General features: G+C 58.0%; 14 protein-coding genes. 5 read left to right on the plus strand and 9 right to left on the minus strand.

Annotation, left to right across the window (positions count from 1 at the left end; translation table 11 throughout):
• A complete protein-coding gene (locus tag ACJ8PE_RS01040) occupies positions 1-1,209 on the minus strand; it encodes an FAD-dependent oxidoreductase (RefSeq protein WP_442536694.1) in 1,209 nt (402 codons plus the stop codon).
• 116 nt (positions 1,210-1,325) lie between these two features.
• Between ACJ8PE_RS01040 and ACJ8PE_RS01045 the strand changes: the two genes are divergently transcribed.
• Both ACJ8PE_RS01045 and ACJ8PE_RS01050 read left to right on the plus strand, forming a co-directional pair.
• The gene (locus ACJ8PE_RS01045) at positions 1,326-2,162 is read left to right on the plus strand and encodes an AraC family transcriptional regulator (RefSeq protein ID WP_404768833.1); all 837 of its coding nucleotides are present in this window, start codon (positions 1,326-1,328) and stop codon (positions 2,160-2,162) included.
• 216 nt (positions 2,163-2,378) lie between these two features.
• A complete protein-coding gene (locus tag ACJ8PE_RS01050) occupies positions 2,379-2,531 on the plus strand; it encodes a Hok/Gef family protein (protein ID WP_004935921.1) in 153 nt (50 codons plus the stop codon).
• A gap of 59 nt (positions 2,532-2,590) precedes the next feature.
• On the opposite strand, the gene yfaE is transcribed toward ACJ8PE_RS01050, so the two are convergent.
• The 4 genes from yfaE to ubiG form a co-directional block, all read right to left on the minus strand.
• Complete coding sequence (gene yfaE / locus ACJ8PE_RS01055) at positions 2,591-2,851, minus strand: class I ribonucleotide reductase maintenance protein YfaE (protein ID WP_015378558.1); 261 nt, start codon at positions 2,849-2,851, stop codon at positions 2,591-2,593.
• Positions 2,852-2,854: 3 nt separating this feature from the next.
• Positions 2,855-3,985: a class Ia ribonucleoside-diphosphate reductase subunit beta gene (gene nrdB / locus ACJ8PE_RS01060; protein WP_019453694.1), complete on the minus strand. Its 1,131-nt coding sequence runs from the start codon at positions 3,983-3,985 to the stop codon at positions 2,855-2,857.
• Positions 3,986-4,052: 67 nt separating this feature from the next.
• Positions 4,053-6,341 (minus strand): class 1a ribonucleoside-diphosphate reductase subunit alpha, encoded by a 2,289-nt coding sequence (nrdA, locus tag ACJ8PE_RS01065; protein ID WP_033632525.1) that lies wholly within the window; start codon positions 6,339-6,341, stop codon positions 4,053-4,055.
• A 438-nt stretch (positions 6,342-6,779) separates the two neighbouring features.
• Positions 6,780-7,505, minus strand: coding sequence for a bifunctional 2-polyprenyl-6-hydroxyphenol methylase/3-demethylubiquinol 3-O-methyltransferase UbiG (ubiG, locus tag ACJ8PE_RS01070; protein WP_033644327.1), 726 nt, complete (start codon positions 7,503-7,505; stop codon positions 6,780-6,782).
• A gap of 212 nt (positions 7,506-7,717) precedes the next feature.
• On the opposite strand from ubiG, the gene gyrA reads away from it, so the two are divergent.
• Entirely contained in the window at positions 7,718-10,360 is a 2,643-nt protein-coding gene (gyrA, locus tag ACJ8PE_RS01075; protein WP_033643840.1) for a DNA topoisomerase (ATP-hydrolyzing) subunit A, read from the plus strand.
• Positions 10,361-10,526: 166 nt separating this feature from the next.
• On the plus strand, positions 10,527-13,388 hold the full coding sequence (gene rcsC, locus ACJ8PE_RS01080; protein WP_197760910.1) for a two-component system sensor histidine kinase RcsC: 2,862 nt from the start codon (positions 10,527-10,529) through the stop codon (positions 13,386-13,388).
• Between the two features lie 61 nt (positions 13,389-13,449).
• Here rcsC and rcsB read toward each other — a convergent pair whose 3' ends face one another.
• The 4 genes from rcsB to ACJ8PE_RS01100 are packed head-to-tail and all read right to left on the minus strand — an operon-like array spanning position 13,450 to position 18,435.
• Entirely contained in the window at positions 13,450-14,100 is a 651-nt protein-coding gene (rcsB, locus tag ACJ8PE_RS01085; protein ID WP_004935900.1) for a response regulator transcription factor RcsB, read from the minus strand.
• A complete protein-coding gene (gene rcsD / locus ACJ8PE_RS01090) occupies positions 14,093-16,795 on the minus strand; it encodes a phosphotransferase RcsD (protein WP_047025314.1) in 2,703 nt (900 codons plus the stop codon). The genes rcsB and rcsD overlap by 8 nt, the downstream gene beginning before the upstream one ends.
• Before the next feature lie 20 nt (positions 16,796-16,815).
• Positions 16,816-17,973, minus strand: coding sequence for an MFS transporter (locus ACJ8PE_RS01095; protein ID WP_197792606.1), 1,158 nt, complete (start codon positions 17,971-17,973; stop codon positions 16,816-16,818).
• 54 nt (positions 17,974-18,027) lie between these two features.
• Positions 18,028-18,435, minus strand: coding sequence for a DUF4186 domain-containing protein (locus ACJ8PE_RS01100; protein WP_089192050.1), 408 nt, complete (start codon positions 18,433-18,435; stop codon positions 18,028-18,030).
• A 695-nt stretch (positions 18,436-19,130) separates the two neighbouring features.
• Between ACJ8PE_RS01100 and ompC the strand changes: the two genes are divergently transcribed.
• On the plus strand, positions 19,131-20,261 hold the full coding sequence (gene ompC, locus ACJ8PE_RS01105) for a porin OmpC (protein WP_033643836.1): 1,131 nt from the start codon (positions 19,131-19,133) through the stop codon (positions 20,259-20,261).
• Positions 20,262-20,370: the final 109 nt, after the last annotated feature.

Genomic DNA, 20,370 nt, shown 5'->3' on the forward strand with positions numbered 1-20,370 from the left:
TCATGGCGCTGAGTTGTCTGCCTCACTGTTTTGTTGTAGCCGTTCGGACGCCAGGCGTGAAAGACGTATTGCCGCCGCGCCTCGCGTTTGCAGCTCTGTACCGTAGTTCCTGAGCGCCTGCGCGGCGCTGTCTGAGTGCGCCAGATGCGCCGCCAGGCTGGCGGCGTCTACCAGCGCGGTGTTGGCGCCGAGCCCACCTGCCGGGCTCATGGCGTGCACGGCGTCGCCGAGAAAGGCGATGCGTTCGCTGTGCCATTCCGGCATCGCCGCCGTAACCTGCACCGTCCGCACGCTGAGCGATAGGGGATCCGCCAGCGCTAACGCCGTTTGCAAGGCGGGCGCCCATCCTTGCGAGATATGCCGTACGCGCGCCTGCAACGCGGTGTTCTCCTCCAGTCCCGGGGCTCCGCCGAGACGTTCAGCCGATCCGATACAGGCCCAATAGAGATAGTCGTCGACCGGCGAGAGGCGGCAATCGGGCGCGTAGTCGGCCGCCAGTTGCGCCATGGGGGCCTGAAAGCGCATCGGTTCAACCACCAGCGACACGCCGTCGGCGAAGATCACCGATACGCCGTTCAGCAGCTCAGGGGCCAATTGGGCCCGGGTCGCCGCATCGAGCGGCGTTTTGCCGTAGAGGGTGACCGCACCGCTGTCTTCTGGCCCCGCCTCGGGCAGGCAGCGCCGCCGCACCAGCGAGTTGACGCCGTCGGCGGCGATCAGCACATCGACTCGCACTTGCTCGCCGTTGGCGAACTGAAGTTCCACACCCTGCGGCGTTTGTGCAAATTCACGCAAGGTATGGCCGAAACGCACCCGGTCTTGCAGGCCGGCAAGCAGGATCTCGCGCAGCGTTTGGCGATGAATGCCGAGATCGCCGCCCGGTTCTTGCGTTTGGCGCTGGCTGGAGGGCAACCAGTGCTCGGGGCGCCGGCCGGTGAGCGGGGCAAGCTGCGGATCCCATAGATTACTCTCGCCGCTGTTTTGCGCGCTGCCGGCGCAGAGCAAGCGGTAGTGCGCCGGCGGCAGGCAGGCGGCCAGCGCCTGCTGGCCCGACGGATCGATGCGCAGCCGGTAGCCCTGATCGCGTGCTTGCGGTGTGGTGTCGCGTTCAAACACCGTGGCATGGATGCCAAAGCGGCGCAGTCCCTGAGCCAGACACAGGCCGCCGGGCCCGGCGCCGATAATGCCAATGCTGAGTGTTGTCATCATGTTCCCTCGTGAGTCAGTGGCCGCAGACGGTCGCGGCCGGAAGCATTTCATTATGTCGGTGCAGGAAAAGGTTGGTATAACGGTATCTGGACTAAAAATAGTGATTAGTGGCCAATATGAATGCGAACCTTCACGCCCTCGACGCTGACTGCAGCGAATGGTCGACGGGCCCCTGGCTGATCGCCCTCGGCGGCCGCGACGCGGCAGGCCGGGAGTATCGGTTGGGCACGCGCGAATACGACTGGCATCAGCATGTGCGCGGGCAGTTGCTGTGCGTTGAAAGCGGTTTGCTGCATGTAAGCACGGCGCAGGGCGATTGGGTGCTGCCGCCTCAGCGGGCGGGTTGGATCCCGCCGGCGACGGAGCACCGGGTGCAGGTTTGCGGCGCGCTGAGCGGCTGGAGTTTACTGCTGGCGCCGGAGGCCTGCCACGATCTGTCGAATACACCTTGCGTTATCGGCATCAGCGCAGTGCTACAGGCGCTGGCTCAGCGTGCGGAAGGTTGGGACAAACGCAGCGCGCTTACCCTGGAGCAGGAGCGTATGGCGCAGGTGATGCGTGACGAGATACGGCTGGCGCCGACGGAGCCGCTGTATTTACCGATGTCGTCCCATCCGCGCCTGGCCGGCGTTCTGCAGGCCTTGCTGGCGCAACCGGGGAGCGAACGTTCACTGGAGGCGTGGGCTGAATGGGGGGCGATGTCGCCGCGTACCCTGCGGCGGCTGATGATCGGCGAGACGGGGTTGAGTTTTGCCCAGTGGCGTCAGCAGGCTCGGTTGTCATATGCGTTGGCGAAGCTGGCCGAAGGCGAAACGGTGCTGCAGATTGCGGAGGCGCTGGGGTATGCCTCGCCGAGCAATTTTATCGCCATGTTTCGTAAAGCCTTCGGCGATTCCCCGGCGCGTTATTTTTCCACATCGGCGGGAAAGGGGGCGCTAAGGGAAATACTTTGAGGATAGTTATATATCCCTGATTAATCATAATCTTATAGGGGATATTCGCGGTGAGGGAATGCTGTTACTCTCTTGACGGGTGCTTGAGACTGTTCGTCTTGGGCATTGTGTGACAAGGCGGATAGATGAAAGCCCCAGACTGACTCTCAATCAGAATGGGGCTGCCCTAACGTCTAGACACCGTTATGGTAGCCCCTTCACAGCAAGGAGGCAAGCATGCGCTTAAGGCATGTGTTTCACTCGCTAACCGTTGTATGTATTACGGTTTTGTTATTTATCTGGATGATAAGAGACTCGCTGTGCGAGTTGAAAATCTACCAGGAAAATATCACTATCCTGATCAGGTTGGCGTGTGAGGTGAAGCGGTAATCCTAGGGCGGGGGCAACCCCGCCTTCTGGTCTCCAGGCGCGGTTTCCGGCACCCGACTTTACATTTCCAGCTCGATATCCGTCAGCGGCATGCAGCAGCAGGGCAGGATTTCACCGGCGTTGATAAACGCCAGCGGCTGTTGGCGGTAGGCCACTTCGCCTTTCACCAGCTTCAGGCGGCAGGCGCCGCAATAGCCGGAGCGGCATTGGTACTCCACCTGCACGTCGTGCAGTTCCAGCACGTCGAGCAGGCAGTTTTCACTGTTAGGGCAAGAGAGCTGCGTGCCGGCGGCGCGCAGCGTTACGGTTGGCGTCGCCATCGCTTACAGTTCGAAGTCGCTCAGGTCGTCGGCGTTGATCTCCGAGTCGATCTGGCCAACCAGGTAAGAGCTCACTTCCACTTCCTGCGGCGCTACCTGCACGTTGTCGGACACCAACCAGGCATTGATCCACGGGATCGGGTTGGAGCGGGTTTCGAACGGCAGACCGAGGCCGACCGCCTGCATGCGGATATTGGTGATGTACTCCACATACTGGCACAGGATGTCTTTGTTCAGGCCAATCATCGAGCCGTCGCGGAACAGGTATTCCGCCCACTCTTTCTCCTGCTGGGCGGCCAGCACGAACAGATCGTAGCACTGCTGCTGACATTCCTCGGCGATCTCCGCCATTTCAGGATCGTCGGCGCCGGAACGCATCAGGTTCAGCATGTGCTGGGTGCCGGTCAGGTGCAGCGCTTCGTCGCGGGCGATCAGTTTGATGATTTTGGCGTTGCCTTCCATCAATTCGCGCTCGGCGAAAGCGAAGGAGCAGGCAAAGCTGACGTAGAAGCGGATCGCTTCCAGCGCATTCACGCTCATCAGGCACAGGTACAGCTGCTTCTTCAGCGCACGCAGATTGACGGTGACGGTTTTACCGTTCACCTGGTGGGTGCCTTCACCCAGCAGGTGATAGTAGCTGGTCATCTCGATCAGATCGTCGTAGTAGCCGGAAATGTCTTTCGCGCGCTTCTTGATCTCTTCGTTGGTGACGATGTCGTCGAACACCAGCGCCGGATCGTTGACGATGTTACGGATGATGTGGGTGTAGGAACGGGAGTGGATAGTCTCGGAGAACGACCAGGTTTCCACCCAGGTTTCCAGCTCAGGGATCGAGATCAGCGGCAGCAGGGCGACGTTCGGGCTGCGGCCCTGGATGGAGTCCAGCAGGGTCTGATACTTCAGGTTGCTGATGAAGATGTGCTTCTCGTGCTCCGGCAGCGCCTGGTAATCGATGCGATCGCGGGAAACGTCAACCTCTTCCGGGCGCCAGAAGAAGGAGAGCTGTTTTTCGATCAGTTTTTCGAAGATTTCATGCTTTTGCTGGTCGAAACGCGCAACGTTTACCGACTGGCCGAAGAACATCGGCTCTTGCAGCTGGTCGTTTTTGGTCTGAGAAAAAGTGGTGTAAGCCATAAGCCTGAATCCATCGTAACGTGGCTAAATGAAGGGGCCGGAAAATTCCGGCCCGCTAGGTCAAACTTTAGATCTTGCAGGCGCCGCTTTCGCAGTCGTCATCGCCGGCCTTGGCAGGCTGCAAATCTTCCTGGGCGTCTTCCGCACCGTCGCGGGTGTTTTGGTAGTACAGCGTTTTCACGCCGAACTTGTAGGTGGTGAGCAGGTCTTTCAACAGCTGCTTCATCGGCACCTTGCCGCCCGGGAAGCGGGTCGGATCGTAGTTGGTGTTGGCCGAAATCGACTGGTCGATGAATTTCTGCATCAGCCCCACCAGCTGCAGATAGCCGTCGTTGCTCGGCATTTCCCACAGCAGCTCGTAGTTGTCTTTCAGACGCTCATACTCCGGCACCACCTGGCGCAGGATGCCGTCTTTCGACGCCTTGATGCTGATGTGACCGCGCGGCGGCTCGATGCCGTTGGTGGCATTGGAAATCTGCGAAGAGGTTTCCGACGGCATCAGGGCGGACAGCGTCGAGTTGCGCAGGCCGGTTTCCTGGATCTCTTTACGCAGGGTTTCCCAGTCGTAGTGCAGCGGCTCGCTGCAGATCGCATCCAGGTCTTTCTTGTAGGTGTCGATCGGCAGGATGCCCTGCGAATAAGTGGTTTCGTTGAACCACGGGCAAGCGCCTTGTTCCTGCGCCAGACGGTTGGAGGCTTTCAGCAGGTAGTACTGAATGGCTTCGAACGTTTTGTGGGTCAGGTTGTTGGCGCTGCCGTCGGAGTAGCGCACGCCGTTCTTCGCCAGATAATAGGCGAAGTTGATGACGCCGATGCCCAGGGTGCGGCGACCCATCGCGCCACGGTGCGCGGCCTTGATCGGATAATCCTGATAATCCAGCAGGGCGTCCAGCGAACGTACCGCCAGGGTCGCCAGCTCTTCCAGATCGTCCAGGCTGTCGATCGCGCCCAGGTTGAAGGCGGACAGGGTGCACAGCGCGATCTCGCCGTTTTCGTCGTTGACGTCTTCCAGCGGCTTGGTCGGCAGGGCGATTTCCAGACACAGGTTGGACTGGCGCACCGGCGCGATCTGCGGATCGAACGGGCTGTGGGTGTTGCAGTGGTCGACGTTCTGGATGTAGATACGGCCGGTAGAGGCGCGTTCTTGCATCATCAGCGAGAACAGCTCAACCGCTTTCACGCGCTTCTGGCGAATGCTGTCGTCTTTCTCGTACTGGGTGTACAGGCGCTCGAATTCGTCCTGATCGGCGAAGAACGCATCATACAGCCCCGGCACGTCGGACGGGCTGAACAGGGTGATGTCTTCGCCTTTGATCAGGCGCTGGTACATCAGACGGTTCAACTGCACGCCGTAGTCCATGTGGCGCACGCGGTTGCCTTCAACGCCGCGGTTGTTTTTCAGCACCAGCAGGCTTTCCACTTCCAGGTGCCACATCGGGTAGAACAGCGTTGCCGCGCCACCGCGCACGCCGCCCTGCGAGCAGGATTTGACGGCGGTCTGGAAGTGTTTGTAGAACGGGATGCAGCCGGTATGGAAGGCTTCACCGCCACGGATCGGGCTGCCCAGCGCGCGGATGCGGCCGGCGTTGATGCCGATGCCGGCGCGTTGCGAAACGTATTTCACAATGGCGCTGGAGGTGGCGTTGATGGAGTCCAGGCTGTCGCCGCACTCGATCAGCACGCAGGAGCTGAACTGGCGGGTTGGGGTGCGCACGCCGGACATGATCGGCGTAGGCAGCGAAATCTTGAAGGTGGAAATCGCGTCGTAGAAACGTTTGACGTAGTCCAGACGAGTTTCACGCGGGTAGTTGGAGAACAGGCACGCGGACACCAGCATGTACAGGAACTGGGCGCTTTCGTAGATCTCGCCGCTGACGCGGTTCTGCACCAGATACTTGCCTTCCAGCTGCTTGACGGCGGCATAAGAGAAGTTCATGTCGCGCCAGTGATCGATAAAGGAGTCCATCTGCTCGAACTCTTCAGCGCTGTAGTCTTCCAGCAGATGTTTATCGTATTTGCCCATCTCGACCATGCGGGTCACGTGAGCGTGCAGCTTCGGCGGTTCGAACTGACCGTAAGCCTTTTTACGCAGGTGGAAGATCGCCAGGCGAGCGGCCAGGTACTGATAGTCCGGCGCATCGCGGGAGATCAGATCGGCAGCGGCTTTGATGATGGTTTCGTGAATGTCGGCGGTTTTGATGCCGTCATAAAACTGAATGTGGGAACGCAACTCTACTTGAGAAACCGAGACGTTGTGCAATCCTTCTGCGGCCCAATCGATGACCCGGTGGATTTTGTCGAGGTTGATGCGCTCTTTACGGCCATCGCGTTTAGTTACAAGCAGACTTTGGTTCATGTGGTGTTTTACCTGTCCGTATGGTGCCCCTAAGCAGAAGTGTAGTCGCTCTGCTCAGTATGTAAACACTATATATAGGGGTTGTATGTCGGTGAGGTAACAAGATAGTGAGAAAAAACGGCGTTTGCAAGTGAACAAAACCGGCCTAATTTGTGGATAACTTGGGGGTGAAATGTAACTTGCCGTTCGCAGTGCGCGCCGTGACTGGCGCGACAAGCTTGTCAATAAGCGAGATCAGATTTTACTGAAAAACTGAAAAAACCGATCGTTTGGCGCTTTATTAAACGTTAGAAAAAAACGGCATATTGATCTGATTTAATATTCTAAAAAACTGTCTACAACCACGATTTTGATCGAAGTCGCGGAAATTAGGTATTTTTCCTAACAGCGCGTTGGCGCCGAACCCCGATAACGCAGGGCCGGCGCGGTTTACAGCGCTCAGCCTTCGTGCTGGGTGTGCACCATGTAGTTCACGTCAACGTTGCGCCCAAGCTTGAAATGATCGGTGATCGGGTTGTAATGCAGGCCGATCATGTGCTTTTCGCGCAGCGGCGTGCCGTCGACCCAGCCGATCAGTTCGGAAGGGCGAATAAACTTCTTATGATCGTGGGTGCCCTGCGGCACCATCTTCAGCACGTACTCCGCGCCGATCACCGCCATCAGCCAGGCTTTGGTGTTGCGGTTGATGGTGGAAAAGAACACGTGGCCGCCCGGTTTCACCAGTTGGGCGCAGGCGCGCACCACCGAGGCCGGATCGGGCACGTGCTCCAGCATTTCCATGCAGGTGACCACGTCGTAGCGCTGCGGGTTGGCCTGAGCGTGGCTTTCCACCGTCTCCTGCACGTAAGTCACGTTCACGCCGCTTTCCAGCGCGTGCAGCCGGGCGACCTGCAGCGGCTCCCCGCCCATGTCCAGGCCGGTCACTTCGGCGCCTTCGCGCGCCATGCTTTCCGCCAGAATGCCGCCGCCGCAGCCCACGTCGAGCACCTGCTTGTCAAAAATGCCGCCGGCGCGCTGCATGATGTAGTTCAGGCGCAGCGGGTTGATACGGTGCAGCGGTTTGAACTCGCCTTCCAGATCCCACCAGCGGGAGGCGACGGCCTCGAACTTGGCGATTTCCTGGTGGTCAACGTTTTGCACTCGGCTGGATGATTCTGCGTTCATGGGCTTGTCTGGCTCCTTGTTCTCGTTGCGCGGATTATACATGTTCCGGCGCGGCATCGTCTGCGTCGATGCGTTTTTAGCGCACTAATCTGTACAATTTCCGTGAAACAGCGGCGGTTATTTTCCCGTAAAGCGTGCTTTGTGATATAGTTTTACACCTTTGCCACTATGGCAGCGGGCAGATGAATCATTAGTAGAGGGATAGCAGCTCCATGAGCGACCTTGCCAGAGAAATCACACCGGTAAACATCGAAGACGAGTTGAAAAACTCGTATCTGGACTACGCGATGTCCGTTATTGTCGGACGTGCGCTGCCAGATGTTCGTGATGGACTGAAGCCGGTTCACCGCCGCGTTCTTTACGCGATGAGTGTATTGGGTAACGACTGGAATAAACCATACAAGAAATCGGCCCGTGTCGTCGGGGACGTGATCGGTAAATATCACCCGCACGGTGACAGCGCGGTTTACGACACTATCGTGCGTATGGCTCAGCCGTTTTCACTGCGCTACATGCTGGTGGACGGTCAGGGTAACTTCGGTTCCGTCGACGGCGACTCCGCCGCGGCGATGCGTTATACCGAAGTGCGCATGTCCAAGATTGCTCACGAACTGTTGGCGGATCTGGAAAAAGAAACCGTCGACTTCGTGCCTAACTATGATGGCACCGAGCAGATCCCGGCCGTTATGCCGACCAAGATCCCGAACCTGCTGGTAAACGGCTCGTCGGGCATCGCCGTGGGCATGGCCACCAATATTCCGCCGCACAACCTGGCTGAAGTCGTCAACGGCTGCCTGGCCTATATCGATGATGAAAACATCAGCATCGAAGGGCTGATGGAACACATCCCGGGGCCGGACTTCCCGACGGCGGCGATCATCAACGGCCGTCGCGGCATTGAAGAGGCCTACCGCACCGGGCGCGGCAAAGTCTACCTGCGCGCGCGCGCGGAAGTGGAAGCCGACGCCAAAACCGGCCGCGAAACCATCATCGTTCACGAGATCCCGTATCAGGTGAACAAGGCGCGTCTGATCGAAAAGATCGCCGAGCTGGTGAAAGAAAAACGCGTAGAAGGCATCAGCGCGCTGCGTGACGAGTCCGATAAAGACGGCATGCGCATCGTGATCGAAGTCAAACGCGACGCGGTCGGCGAAGTGGTGCTGAACAACCTGTATGCGCTGACGCAGCTGCAGGTTACCTTCGGCATCAACATGGTCGCGCTGCATCAGGGGCAGCCTAAGCTGCTGAACCTGAAAGATATCCTCGAAGCCTTCGTGCGCCACCGCCGCGAAGTGGTTACCCGCCGCACCATCTTCGAACTGCGCAAGGCCCGTGACCGCGCCCATATCCTGGAAGCGCTGGCTATCGCGTTGGCTAACATCGATCCGATCATCGAGCTGATTCGCCGTGCGCCGACGCCGGCGGAAGCGAAAGTCGCGCTGGTGGCTCAGCCGTGGGATCTGGGCAACGTCAGCGCTATGCTGGAACGCGCCGGTGACGACGCCGCTCGCCCTGAGTGGCTGGAGCCGGAGTTCGGCATCCGCGACGGCAAGTACTACCTGACCGAGCAGCAGGCTCAGGCGATTCTGGATCTGCGTCTGCAGAAACTGACCGGCCTGGAGCACGAAAAGCTGCTGGACGAATATAAAGAGCTGCTCAACTTCATCGCCGAGCTGATCTTTATTCTGGAAAGCCCAGAGCGCCTGATGGAAGTGATCCGCGAAGAGCTGGTGGCGGTCAAAGAGCTGTACAACGACGGCCGTCGCACCGAGATCACCGCCAATACTTCCGACATCAACATCGAAGACCTGATCAACCAGGAAGATGTTGTGGTGACCCTGTCTCACCAGGGCTACGTGAAGTATCAGCCGCTGTCCGACTATGAAGCTCAGCGCCGCGGCGGCAAAGGCAAGTCCGCCGCGCGCATTAAAGAAGAAGACTTTATAGATCGCCTGCTGGTGGCCAACACCCACGATACGATCCTGTGCTTCTCCAGCCGTGGCCGCCTGTACTGGATGAAGGTGTATCAACTGCCTGAAGCCAGCCGTGGCGCGCGCGGCCGCCCAATCGTCAACCTGTTGCCGCTGGAAGCCGATGAGCGTATCACCGCCATTCTGCCGGTGCGCGAGTATGAAGAAGGGCGTCACGTGTTCATGGCCACCGCCAGCGGTACCGTGAAGAAAACCGCGCTGACCGAGTTCAGCCGTCCGCGCAGCGCCGGCATTATCGCCGTCAACCTCAACGAGGGCGACGAGCTGATCGGCGTCGATCTGACCGATGGCACCAACGAAGTGATGCTGTTCTCCGCCAACGGTAAAGTGGTGCGCTTCCCGGAAACGCAGGTGCGTTCGATGGGCCGCACCGCGACCGGCGTGCGCGGCATCAACCTCGGCGAAGGCGACAGCGTGATTTCGCTGATCGTGCCGCGCGGCGAGGGCGACATTCTGACCGTCACGCAAAACGGCTTCGGTAAACGTACCGCAGTCACCGAGTACCCGACCAAGTCACGCGCCACCCAGGGGGTTATCTCCATCAAGGTGAGCGAGCGTAATGGCCAGGTGGTCGGCGCCGTGCAGGTGGAAACCAGCGACCAGATCATGATGATCACCGATGCCGGCACGCTGGTGCGTACCCGCGTTTCGGAAGTCAGCGTGGTCGGTCGTAACACCCAGGGCGTGACGCTGATCCGTACGGCGGAAGACGAAAACGTCGTCGGTCTGCAGCGCGTGGCCGAGCCGGTGGAAGACGAAGAGCTGGACAGCCTGGAACCGGGCGCGGAAGCGGTAGAAGAAGACACTACGCCGCTGGACGATGGCGACGACGCGGCTGAGCCGATGGACGACGACAACGTTTAAGCAAGGTGAGGGCGTCGGTATGCCGACACCGTAATGCACTGAGACAAAAGGGCCTGGCAGCGATGCTAGGCCCTTTTTCAGTTATATGGTTTAATTGGCGCACCGAGCCGCCGGCCGCTGCGCCGGCGACAACGCGCGCCGCCACTGACTTTCGTATGGTATCCGATTGAAATATTTAGCCTCTTTTCGAACTACGCTGAAGATATCCCGCTATCTGTTCCGGGTGCTGGCGATGTTGCTGTGGTCGTTGGGAGCGCTGCTCACCACCTTTTATATTCTGAATATCCTGCATCAGAAAGAATCGGACATCCGCCAGGAGTACAACCTCAATTTCGATCAGGCGCAGGGCTATATTCGCCATTCCGCCGACATCATACGCGACATCAAGTACATGGCGGAAAACCGCCTCAACGGTTCGGTCAGCGGCCTGGACATGTTCAGCGGCGTGATCCCCGGCAAGGGCAGCCCACCGCAATTCTATCCGCTGTATCCAGAGTCTAACTGCGCCCTGAGCGCCACTTACCGCAGTTCACTCGATTCGCTGAGCGGCCTGATCCAGTATTGGAAAGAGAACTTCGTGGCGGCCTACGATCTCAACCGGGTGTTCTTTATCGGCGGCGACAGCCTGTGTCTGGCGGAATTCGGCGGCGGCAACGCGGTCGCCAACCGGGAAAACATGCTGAAGTTGCTGCACGAGCGCATTCTGAAATACCGCAACGCCAAGAATCTGGACAAAGACAACAACCTGTATTGGATTAGCCCCAGCGCGCAGCGGCCTGACATCGGTTATCTGTATGTGCTGACGCCTCTCTATATCGGCAACAAGCTGGAGGCGCTGCTGGGCATCGAGCAAACCGTCCGGCTGGAAGATTTCGTCACCGCCGGCAACCTGCCGATCGGCGTCACGCTGCTGGATGAAAACAACGATCCGATACTGCGCCTGGCGGATGGCGATCGCTATGCCGCTGCGCTCAACAGCTACCCCGAAGAGCATGCTTACTTCGGTTATGTCGATAACTACCGCGATCTGATCCTGAAAAAAGCGCTGCCGCCTTCATCGCTGAGCATCGTTTATGCGCTGCCGGTGAAAAGCGTGGTGGAACGCTTCAAAATGCTGATTCTCAATGCGCTGTTGCTGAACCTGTTGTCGGCAATCGTGCTGTTCACGCTGGCGTGGCTGTTTGAGCGCAAGATGTTCCTGCCGGCGGAGGACAATGCCTTCCGGCTGGAAGAACACGAACAGTTCAACCGCAAGATCGTCGCCTCGGCGCCGGTGGGCATCTGTATCCTGCGCATCAGCGATGGCACCAATATTCTGAGTAACGAACTGGCGCACAACTACATCAACCTGTTGACCCACGAAGATCGCGATCGCATTACGCGCATCATCTGCGAACAGCAGGCGAACTTCGTCGATGTGATGACCAGCAACAACAATAACCTGCAGATCAGCTTTGTCCATTCGCGTTACCGCAACGAAGAGGTGGCGATCTGCGTGCTGGTGGACGTCAGCGCGCGCGTGAAAATGGAAGAGTCGCTGCAGGAGATGGCGGCGGCGGCGGAGCAGGCCAGCCAGTCTAAATCGATGTTCCTGGCCACCGTCAGCCATGAGCTGCGTACGCCGCTGTACGGCATTATCGGCAACCTCGATCTGCTGCAGACCAAGGCGCTACCGCCAGGGGTCGATCGGCTGGTCAATGCGATGAACAATTCTTCCGGGCTGCTGCTGAAAATCATCAGCGATATTCTCGACTTCTCCAAAATCGAGTCCGAGCAGTTGAAGATTGAACCGCGTGAGTTCTCCTGCCTGGAGGTGATCACCCATATCGCCGGCAACTATTTGCCGTTGGTGGTGAAGAAACGTCTGGGGCTGTACTGCTTTATCGAGCAAAACGTGCCGGAGCGTATCTTCGGCGATCCGGTGCGGCTGCAGCAGGTGCTGTCCAACCTGGTGAACAACGCCATCAAGTTCACCGATACCGGCTGCATCGTGCTGCAGGTCTGCACCCGCGGCAGCTACCTGGAATTCAGCGTGCGCGATACCGGCGTCGGTATTCCGGAGAAGGAGATCTCACGCCTGTTCGATCCGTTCTTCCAGGTGGGCACCGGCGTGCAGCGCCACTTCCAGGGCACCGGTTTGGGGCTGGCGATCTGCGAGAAATTGGTCAACCTGATGGACGGCGACGTCTCCGTCGAGTCCGAACCGGGGCTGGGCAGCTTGTTCAGCATTCGCATTCCATTGTTTAACGCCCAGTTCCCGATCCCGCAGGCCAGCGATACCTGGCAGGGCCGGCGGCTGTGGCTGGATATCCGCAATCAGCGGCTGGAAAGCTACCTGATGGCGATTCTGGGCGGCTACGGCGCCGATATCCAGCGCTATGACGGGCAGGAGACCGCCGCCGACGAGGTGATGCTCAGCGATTATCCGCTGATGCTGAACACGCCGCTGTTGGCTCAGATCCAGTTCTCGACCGAACATATCGGCCCGTCGCTGGAAACCCGGCCAGGCTATTGGATGCACAGCACCTCTACGCCGCGTGAAACGCTGACCTTGATCAACCGATTGTTCGGCGTCGGCAACGGCGCGGCAGAGGCGCTGGTGCAGCTGCCGGTGCCCGCCAAGGCCAGCGCGGCGGACAACGGCGATATTCATCTGCTGGTGGTCGACGATCATCCGATCAACCGTCGCCTGCTTTCCGATCAGCTGGGGTCGCTGGGGTATCAGGTGGTGACCGCCAACGACGGCGTAGACGCGCTAAGCGTACTGAAACAGCACCACGTCGATATTGTGTTGACCGACGTCAATATGCCGAACATGGACGGCTATCGCCTGACGCAGGCGCTGCGGGAGATGCAGTTCAGCGCGCCGGTGATCGGCGTGACGGCGAACGCGTTGGCGGAGGAGAAGCAGCGCTGTCTCGAGGCGGGCATGGATAATTGCCTGTCGAAACCGGTTACGCTGGAGACGCTGGAGCAGACATTGGCTTATTACAGCCAGCAGGTACGCTACAACCGCAGCGAGGCCTGAAAAGCAAACAGGCACGGCGGATGCCGTGCCTGTTTGGCGTTAACCTGCCGTGAGGCGGGCTTTAGTCTTTGTCCAACGGCGTCATGCTGACGGACGAGAGGTAGTTGAGCAGGGCGATGTCGTTTTCTACGCCCAGCTTCATCATCGCCGATTTCTTCTGGCTGCTGATGGTTTTGATGCTGCGGTTGAGTTTCTTGGCGATTTCGGTCACCAGGAAACCTTCGGCGAACAGACGCAGCACTTCGCTCTCTTTCGGCGACAGGCGTTTGTCGCCATAGCCGCTGGCGCTGATTTTCTCCAGCAGTTTGGAGACGCTTTCCGGCGTGAACTTCTTGCCTTTCTGCAGGGCGGCCAGCGCCTTCGGCAGATCGGTCGGCGCGCCTTGTTTCAGCACGATGCCTTCGATATCCAAATCCAATACCGCGCTCAGGATCGCCGGGTTGTTGTTCATGGTCAGCACGATGATCGACAACTGCGGATAATGACGCTTGATGTACTTAATCAGCGTGATGCCGTCGCCATACTTGTCACCCGGCATCGACAGATCGGTGATCAGCACGTTGGCATCCAGCTTGGACAGATTGTTGATCAGTGCGGTTGAGTCTTCGAACTCCCCAACGACATTCACCCATTCAATTTGCTCAAGTGACTTCCGGATGCCAAACAGTACGATAGGATGGTCATCAGCAATAATTACGTTCAGGTTATTCATGTTGTTGGCTACCTTGCTTCAGCAGTCTGCTGACGAAAAAATCAATCTGACTGATGTTATTCTCGATCTCGGGCGCATCACCTTCTGCGATGCGCTGTTCTAACGATTCGCACAGCTGCTTGCCGGGAAGCAGATTTAACATGGCAAACACGCCTTTCAGGCGGTGTGCGGTTTGTGACAGCGCATTGAAATCACTGCTGCCCGCCTCAGTATACAGTTTTTTGACATCATCGGGTACTGTATCGACAAACAGCCCATAGTAATCACTTGATTTCAATTGTTTTTCATAGAGTTGGATATCTTCTGAGCTCAATGAAAGCGGACTTTCTTCCTGCTCCAGCGCGGCCATTTGCTGTTCGATCAGCATCAGCACGGCGTCGATTAATGCGCCGTTCAGGTTATAGTTCACCCGAATGTAGCGTTTATCCAGCGCTTGCCAACCCGGTTCATCGGTCGCCAGCAACAGCGTGTAATCATCGGCTCGCTGCGGGTTATCGGTCAGCAGCACGTCATAATCGCGGTTGACCGCGCGATCTTCGGCGACGAGGCAGTCGGCGCCGTAAGCCTGCAACAGGCGGGTCACGATGCCGCGCACTTCATCTGACGTGATGTCCAGCAGGGCGGTGACGCCGTCGAGCAGCTTTTCCTGTTCCTGCGGCTCTTTTCTCTCCATCTCCATGGCGACGCGAATGGTATAGCGAGTACCGATATCCACTTTGCTGCGAATGTCCAACTGGCCGTTAAGCTTCTTGCACAGCTGATTGCACAGGAAGAAAGTGAGGCCGGAACCGTGGTTGAAGCGGTCCACCAGCGTCTGGCTGAGGAACGGGTAATTGAGATTGCTGATCTCTTCGTTGGAGATGCCGGAGCCGGTGTCGTTGATTTGGAAAATCAGGCGATCCGGGTGTTCGGGCTCATGGTCGATGACCAGAGAAATCTTGCCGCAGGCGGTGGTGATAATGGCGTAATGCACCAGCAGCGAGATCACTTTGCGCAGCGCGTTGGCGTCGCCGATGTAGTTCTGTTCGACGTCCAGCTGGAAATGCTTGAACAGCGCCAGCCCCTTTTGATTGAGGGCGGGCAGGGCTTCCAGCAGCAACTCGTCGATCATTGCCGCCGGGTTGAACGGCTCGCGCGTCGGTTGCCAGTCCTGGGTTTCCAGCCGCGTCAGCAGAGTGATGTTATCGATCAATCCCAGCACCGACGACGACGCCGCCGTCAGTTGGCCCAGCAGCGCCTGCTGTTGTTCCTCATCCGGCTGGTTGCGCAGGCTGTCGACCAGATCGTACATCTGGCGCACCGGCTGATTCAGTTCGATGCCCAGGTTGTGCAACATCAGTTTGCGCGCCTGCACGTTCTTGTCGTATTCACGCCGTGCCTGCTGCAGCCGCTTGTTCACCATGACCTCTTTATCCTGATCGTGCATCAGGAACAGGTAGGTATCCGGCGACAGTTGGCTGCGGAAAATACGGATTTCATACACCTCGTTGTTGACCGTTGCCTGAATGACGCCGTGGTGCTGTTCGGCCATATGGGCGATTTTTTGCAGGCTGAGGTGCGGCAGCAGGTGCTCGGCGATTTTGTTGCTGGCGATCACCGCATTGTTGGCGAAGCTGTAAACCAGCAGGCCGGAGGGCAGGCTGGAGACGATTTCCTGATTCAGCGCGCGCTCGGCCTCCAGCTCAACCGCCATGTTTTCGCTCGGGCGGATGTACTGGCGGCGGATAAAGTAGATGCTCAGCATCGAGAGCGCCAACAGCAGCAGGTTGACCGCGATCAGCCAGATGTTGTTGCGCAGCAGATCGATGGCCAGATTAATGGCCGAAACGCGATACACCACCTTCAGCGGCGCATTGGGCAGGGCGGCGCTGAACTCCACCCAGCCGCCGCTCATCGCCGCCTGGGCGCCGAGGGCGGTTTCCGCCGGGATGGCGCTGTCGTCGAGCTCGACATCGTCCGGCTGCAGCAGGAAATTGGCGCGGGCCAGGTTGGCCGGAATGATGTCGTTGATCGGCAAGTCGAAGGCGATCACCGTCGCCAGATGTCCCGGCTGATTAAAGGTGGTGCGAATCGAGAATGAATAGGCGTTCTGGAAGCGCTGTTTGCGCAGATCGGAAAAGCTCTCGCGTTCGTCGAGCATATTGGCCTGTTGCAGCATCTCGGCGCGGCGTTCGTCCGCCGAAGTGGTCAGGTAGCTTTCCCTAAAGCGCGAAGCCAGCTCTTTGAGCGGCTGAGTGGTGATCAGACTGAGGCTGTTGTCCTGACCATTGAGGTAATACATGGCGTAGCTCTCGGTCTTGGCGCCCCAACGGTTGTCCAGGTAGTCCGAGATGTTGGCGATCATCGCCAGCGTGTTCTCGTCATGGCTGCCGAAGATCACCGCGTCGGTTTTCTTGTGCGGCTTCTCGACATAGTAGACGTCGGGGCGCAGGCGGGTTTCCTGCAAACCGGGATCGACATTCTGCGCCGGCGCGTTGCCGAATTTGTCATAGACCTGATAGGTCATGTAGCGATAGGTATCGATGCGCTTTTGCAGCGAACCGGCGATGCTGTTCAGCGTGTACTTCTTTTCCGCCAGCCAGGCGTTGGTGTAGTTGTAGCCATACAGGCCGATGCCGATCGTCAGCAGCACGATAAACAGCAGGAAGCAGCGAGTGATATTGCTGGAGCTAATGGTCAGTTGTTTATTTTGCATAGTGGCTGCGCATTCCTGAATCAGCGAGTGACGGCCCTGGCGCTGGCGGTCACCGCCAACAGCAGAGCGGCTACGCAGGCGAAGGCCACCGTCAGGCTGGAAAACTGAGCGACAAAGCCGATCAGCGCCGGGCCGGCCAGAATACCGGCATAGCCGACGGTGGTAACGGACGCGATCGCCAAATTGGCCGGCATATCGCGTTGGTTGCCCGCGGCGCTGAACAGAATCGGCACGACGTTGGAAGCGCCCAGGCCAACCAGCATAAAGCCGGCCAGCGAAACGGTGGCGTGATTGAAGGCGATAGCCAGGCTGAGACCGACAGCGGCGCACAGGCTGCCCAGCAGCAGCACCCGGTAGCGGCCCAGCGAGTTCACCACCCGATCGCCATTGAGGCGGCCGAGCGTCATGGTGATGGAAAACAGCGCATAGCCCAGCCCGGCCTGGCTGTGTTCGACGCCGCGCAGCGTGGTGAGGAACAGCGCGCTCCAGTCGAGCATCGAGCCTTCCGCCAGGAACATGATAAAGCACAGAATGCCGATAAACATCACCCAACCGCGCGGCAAGACGAACATCGGTCCGCCGTCGTCGTCGGCGCCGCTGTCACGCAGCAGATGGCGGCTGGCGAACGCCAGCAGCACGATCACCGCCAGCACGGTGATCAGGGTGGATTGCAGCGGCGTCAGCCCCAGCCACAGCAGCGCGCTGACGCCGCCTGCGCCGGCGATGCCGCCGATACTGAAGAAGCCGTGAAAGCCGGACATCATCGCCTTGCCGCTGTTGCGCTCGACGATCACCGCCTGCACGTTCATCGCCACATCTATCATGCCGATCGCCGCGCCGAACAACAGCAGCGCCACGGCCATGCCGCCGAGGGAGTCCATCAGCGCCAACAACGGCAAATCGATGCACAGCCCCAGCCCCGCCATCAGGATCACCGCGCGGCAGCCCAGTTTGCCGGTCAGGAAGCCGGTCAGCGGCATCGCCAACATGGAGCCGGCGCCGATACATAACAACAGCAGGCCGAGCGAGCCGTCATCGAGGCCGATGCGCGTTTTGGCGAAGGGCACCAGCGGCGCCCAGGCGGCCATGCCGAGGCCGGCGACGAAAAAGGCCAGGCGGGTGGCGATCTGTTGAGGAACGCCGGGCGTTTGCTGTTCATTGCACAAGGTGGCTGTCATGTAAGCGTCAGGATCTTGGGTCAAAAGAGTGGCGAAAGTTACTGACAGTTTTTATCACAATCCGCGATCCGGGTCGAAAAGATTCGCGCCTGATTCCTCTCTGGCGCCGCCTCGGCGCACCAGCCACAGGGCGATCGCCTGGACAATATAGTCTTTTTGCTGTTCGTCCAGCGCGATGCCCTGCGGTATGCCGTGCCATTTTTCCAGGCAGCTTCGGCAGCAGGTGGCGGTGGCGTGTTGGGCGACGAACACCGGATGGCCGCGCATCGGCGTCTGCTTGCCATCGTTTTTGGGGTGGGCGGCGGCCAGACGGCGATCGATAAAGTCGCGGGCATGGCTGAGGATCAGCGGCAAGCCTTTGTCGTCAAGATAGCTCTGGTCTTTGGGATTCAAACGGAAACGGGCGCGGAAGGGCGAGCCTTGCAGCCGCCGCCATAGCGCCTCTGGGTGAAATGGCATCATGACTTTACTCGCTGAGGGTGAGCTTTTTTTCAGGCTACCAGAAGTGAAACTCTGCGGCCAATTTTGCCTGTGACACACAATATTCGGCGAGATAAAGCACGAAATGAAAAACAAATTCAATTTGTAGACCAAAATAAGAGAAAAGATTAGCAATTAGTGCGGATGTAAATTGGCGAAACTATATCGCGAGGTTATTTATTTGCGTGCTATTTGTGCGGATTGAAATTGTGAGGACAGTGTGGAGGAAAATAAAAAACCGGCCAGAAGCCGGTTAAAGGTATGCAGAAATTATCTTCGGATAATGAAGGTAATAATGAAAATAATGATGATAGCGAGGTGATTATAGCGGCTGCGTGCAGGCGGCGTTTTGGCACAATGTGCTTATTGTCCAGTACAATTGTATGGTTGGCTTTTTTTTCTTAAAGATTTGTATAAATGTATGATTTTTTATCAATTAATCTATTCTTTGTCTTTAAGTGCTTTATTTTGTTTGTCGGTAATGTTTTGTGAAAGTTCGCGCACATTTACATTTTGAAACCTTTATTAATCACGCTGAAACACTATCGGATACTTGGTATCATTTTCTTTCTGGATTAATATAACCCTTGTTACCAGAATGGTAATGCACAGTCGTGCTAATAATGCTCGAAAAGGGCAGTGGCCGTAGCTCGACATAATTAACGAGGATAATAACGATGAAACTTCGAGTACTCTCTCTGATGGTACCCGCACTGCTGGTTGCAGGCACAGCAGGCGCGGCGGAAATCTACAACAAAGACGGTAATAAACTGGATTTGTACGGTAAAGTCGACGGTCTTCACTATTTCTCCAGCAACAACGGCGTGGACGGTGACCAGTCTTATATGCGTTTTGGCCTGCGCGGCGAAACGCAAATCAGCGATCAGCTGACCGGCTACGGCCAGTGGGAATATCAGGCTAACCTGAACCACGCTGAAAACCAGGACAACAAGAACTTCACCCGTTACGGCTTCGCCGGTCTGAAATTCGGCGACTACGGTTCCTTCGACTACGGCCGTAATACCGGCGTGCTGTACGACGTCGCGGCGTATACCGACTTGCAGCCTGAGTTCGACGGTATGACCTACGGCGCCGACCAGTTCATGTTCCAGCGTTCCAGCGGCCTGGCGACCTACCGTAACAACGACTTCTTCGGTCTGGTTGACGGCCTGAACTTCGCCCTGCAGTACCAGGGTAAAAACGGTAATGGCGAAGAGACCAACAACGGTCGCGACGTCCTTGGCCAGAACGGCGAAGGCTACGGTATGTCCATGAGCTATGACATGGGCTACGGCATCAGCGCGGCGGGCGCCTTCTTCAACTCTCGCCGCACCAGCGAGCAGAACGGCGCTAACGGTCACCAGAACATCATGGGCCGCGGCGACAAGGCCGAAGGTTACTCCGGCGGTCTGAAATATGACGCCAACGACGTCTACCTGGCGGTGATGTTCACCCAGTCCTACAACGCGGCGCGTTTCGGCAGCTCCGACAGCAGCGTTTACGGCTACGCCAACAAGGCGCAGAGCTTCGAAGCCTACGCGCACTACCAGTTCGATTTCGGTCTGCGTCCGTTCGTCGGCTATAACCAGACCAAAGGTAAAGACCTGGGCCGCGCCGGTAACGGCAAGGACTACGGCGATCAAGACCTGGTCAAATTCGTCGACCTGGGTGCGACCTACTTCTTCAACAAAAACATGTCTACCTATGTTGATTACAAAATCAACCTGGTAGACAACAACGACTTCACCGACGCTGCCGGGATCAACACCGACAACGTGGTTGCCGTGGGCCTGGTTTACCAGTTCTAAGCACCTCAGTGTGAACGTCATCGCGCGGCCTTCGGGCCGCGTTTTTTTTGCCTGTAAACCGGTAAAAAGCACGGATTGATCCGCTATCGGCACGGGAAGCACCGTGGTT

This window comes from Serratia sp. CY74737, assembly GCF_052166775.1.
GTDB classification, from domain to species: domain Bacteria; phylum Pseudomonadota; class Gammaproteobacteria; order Enterobacterales; family Enterobacteriaceae; genus Serratia; species Serratia ureilytica.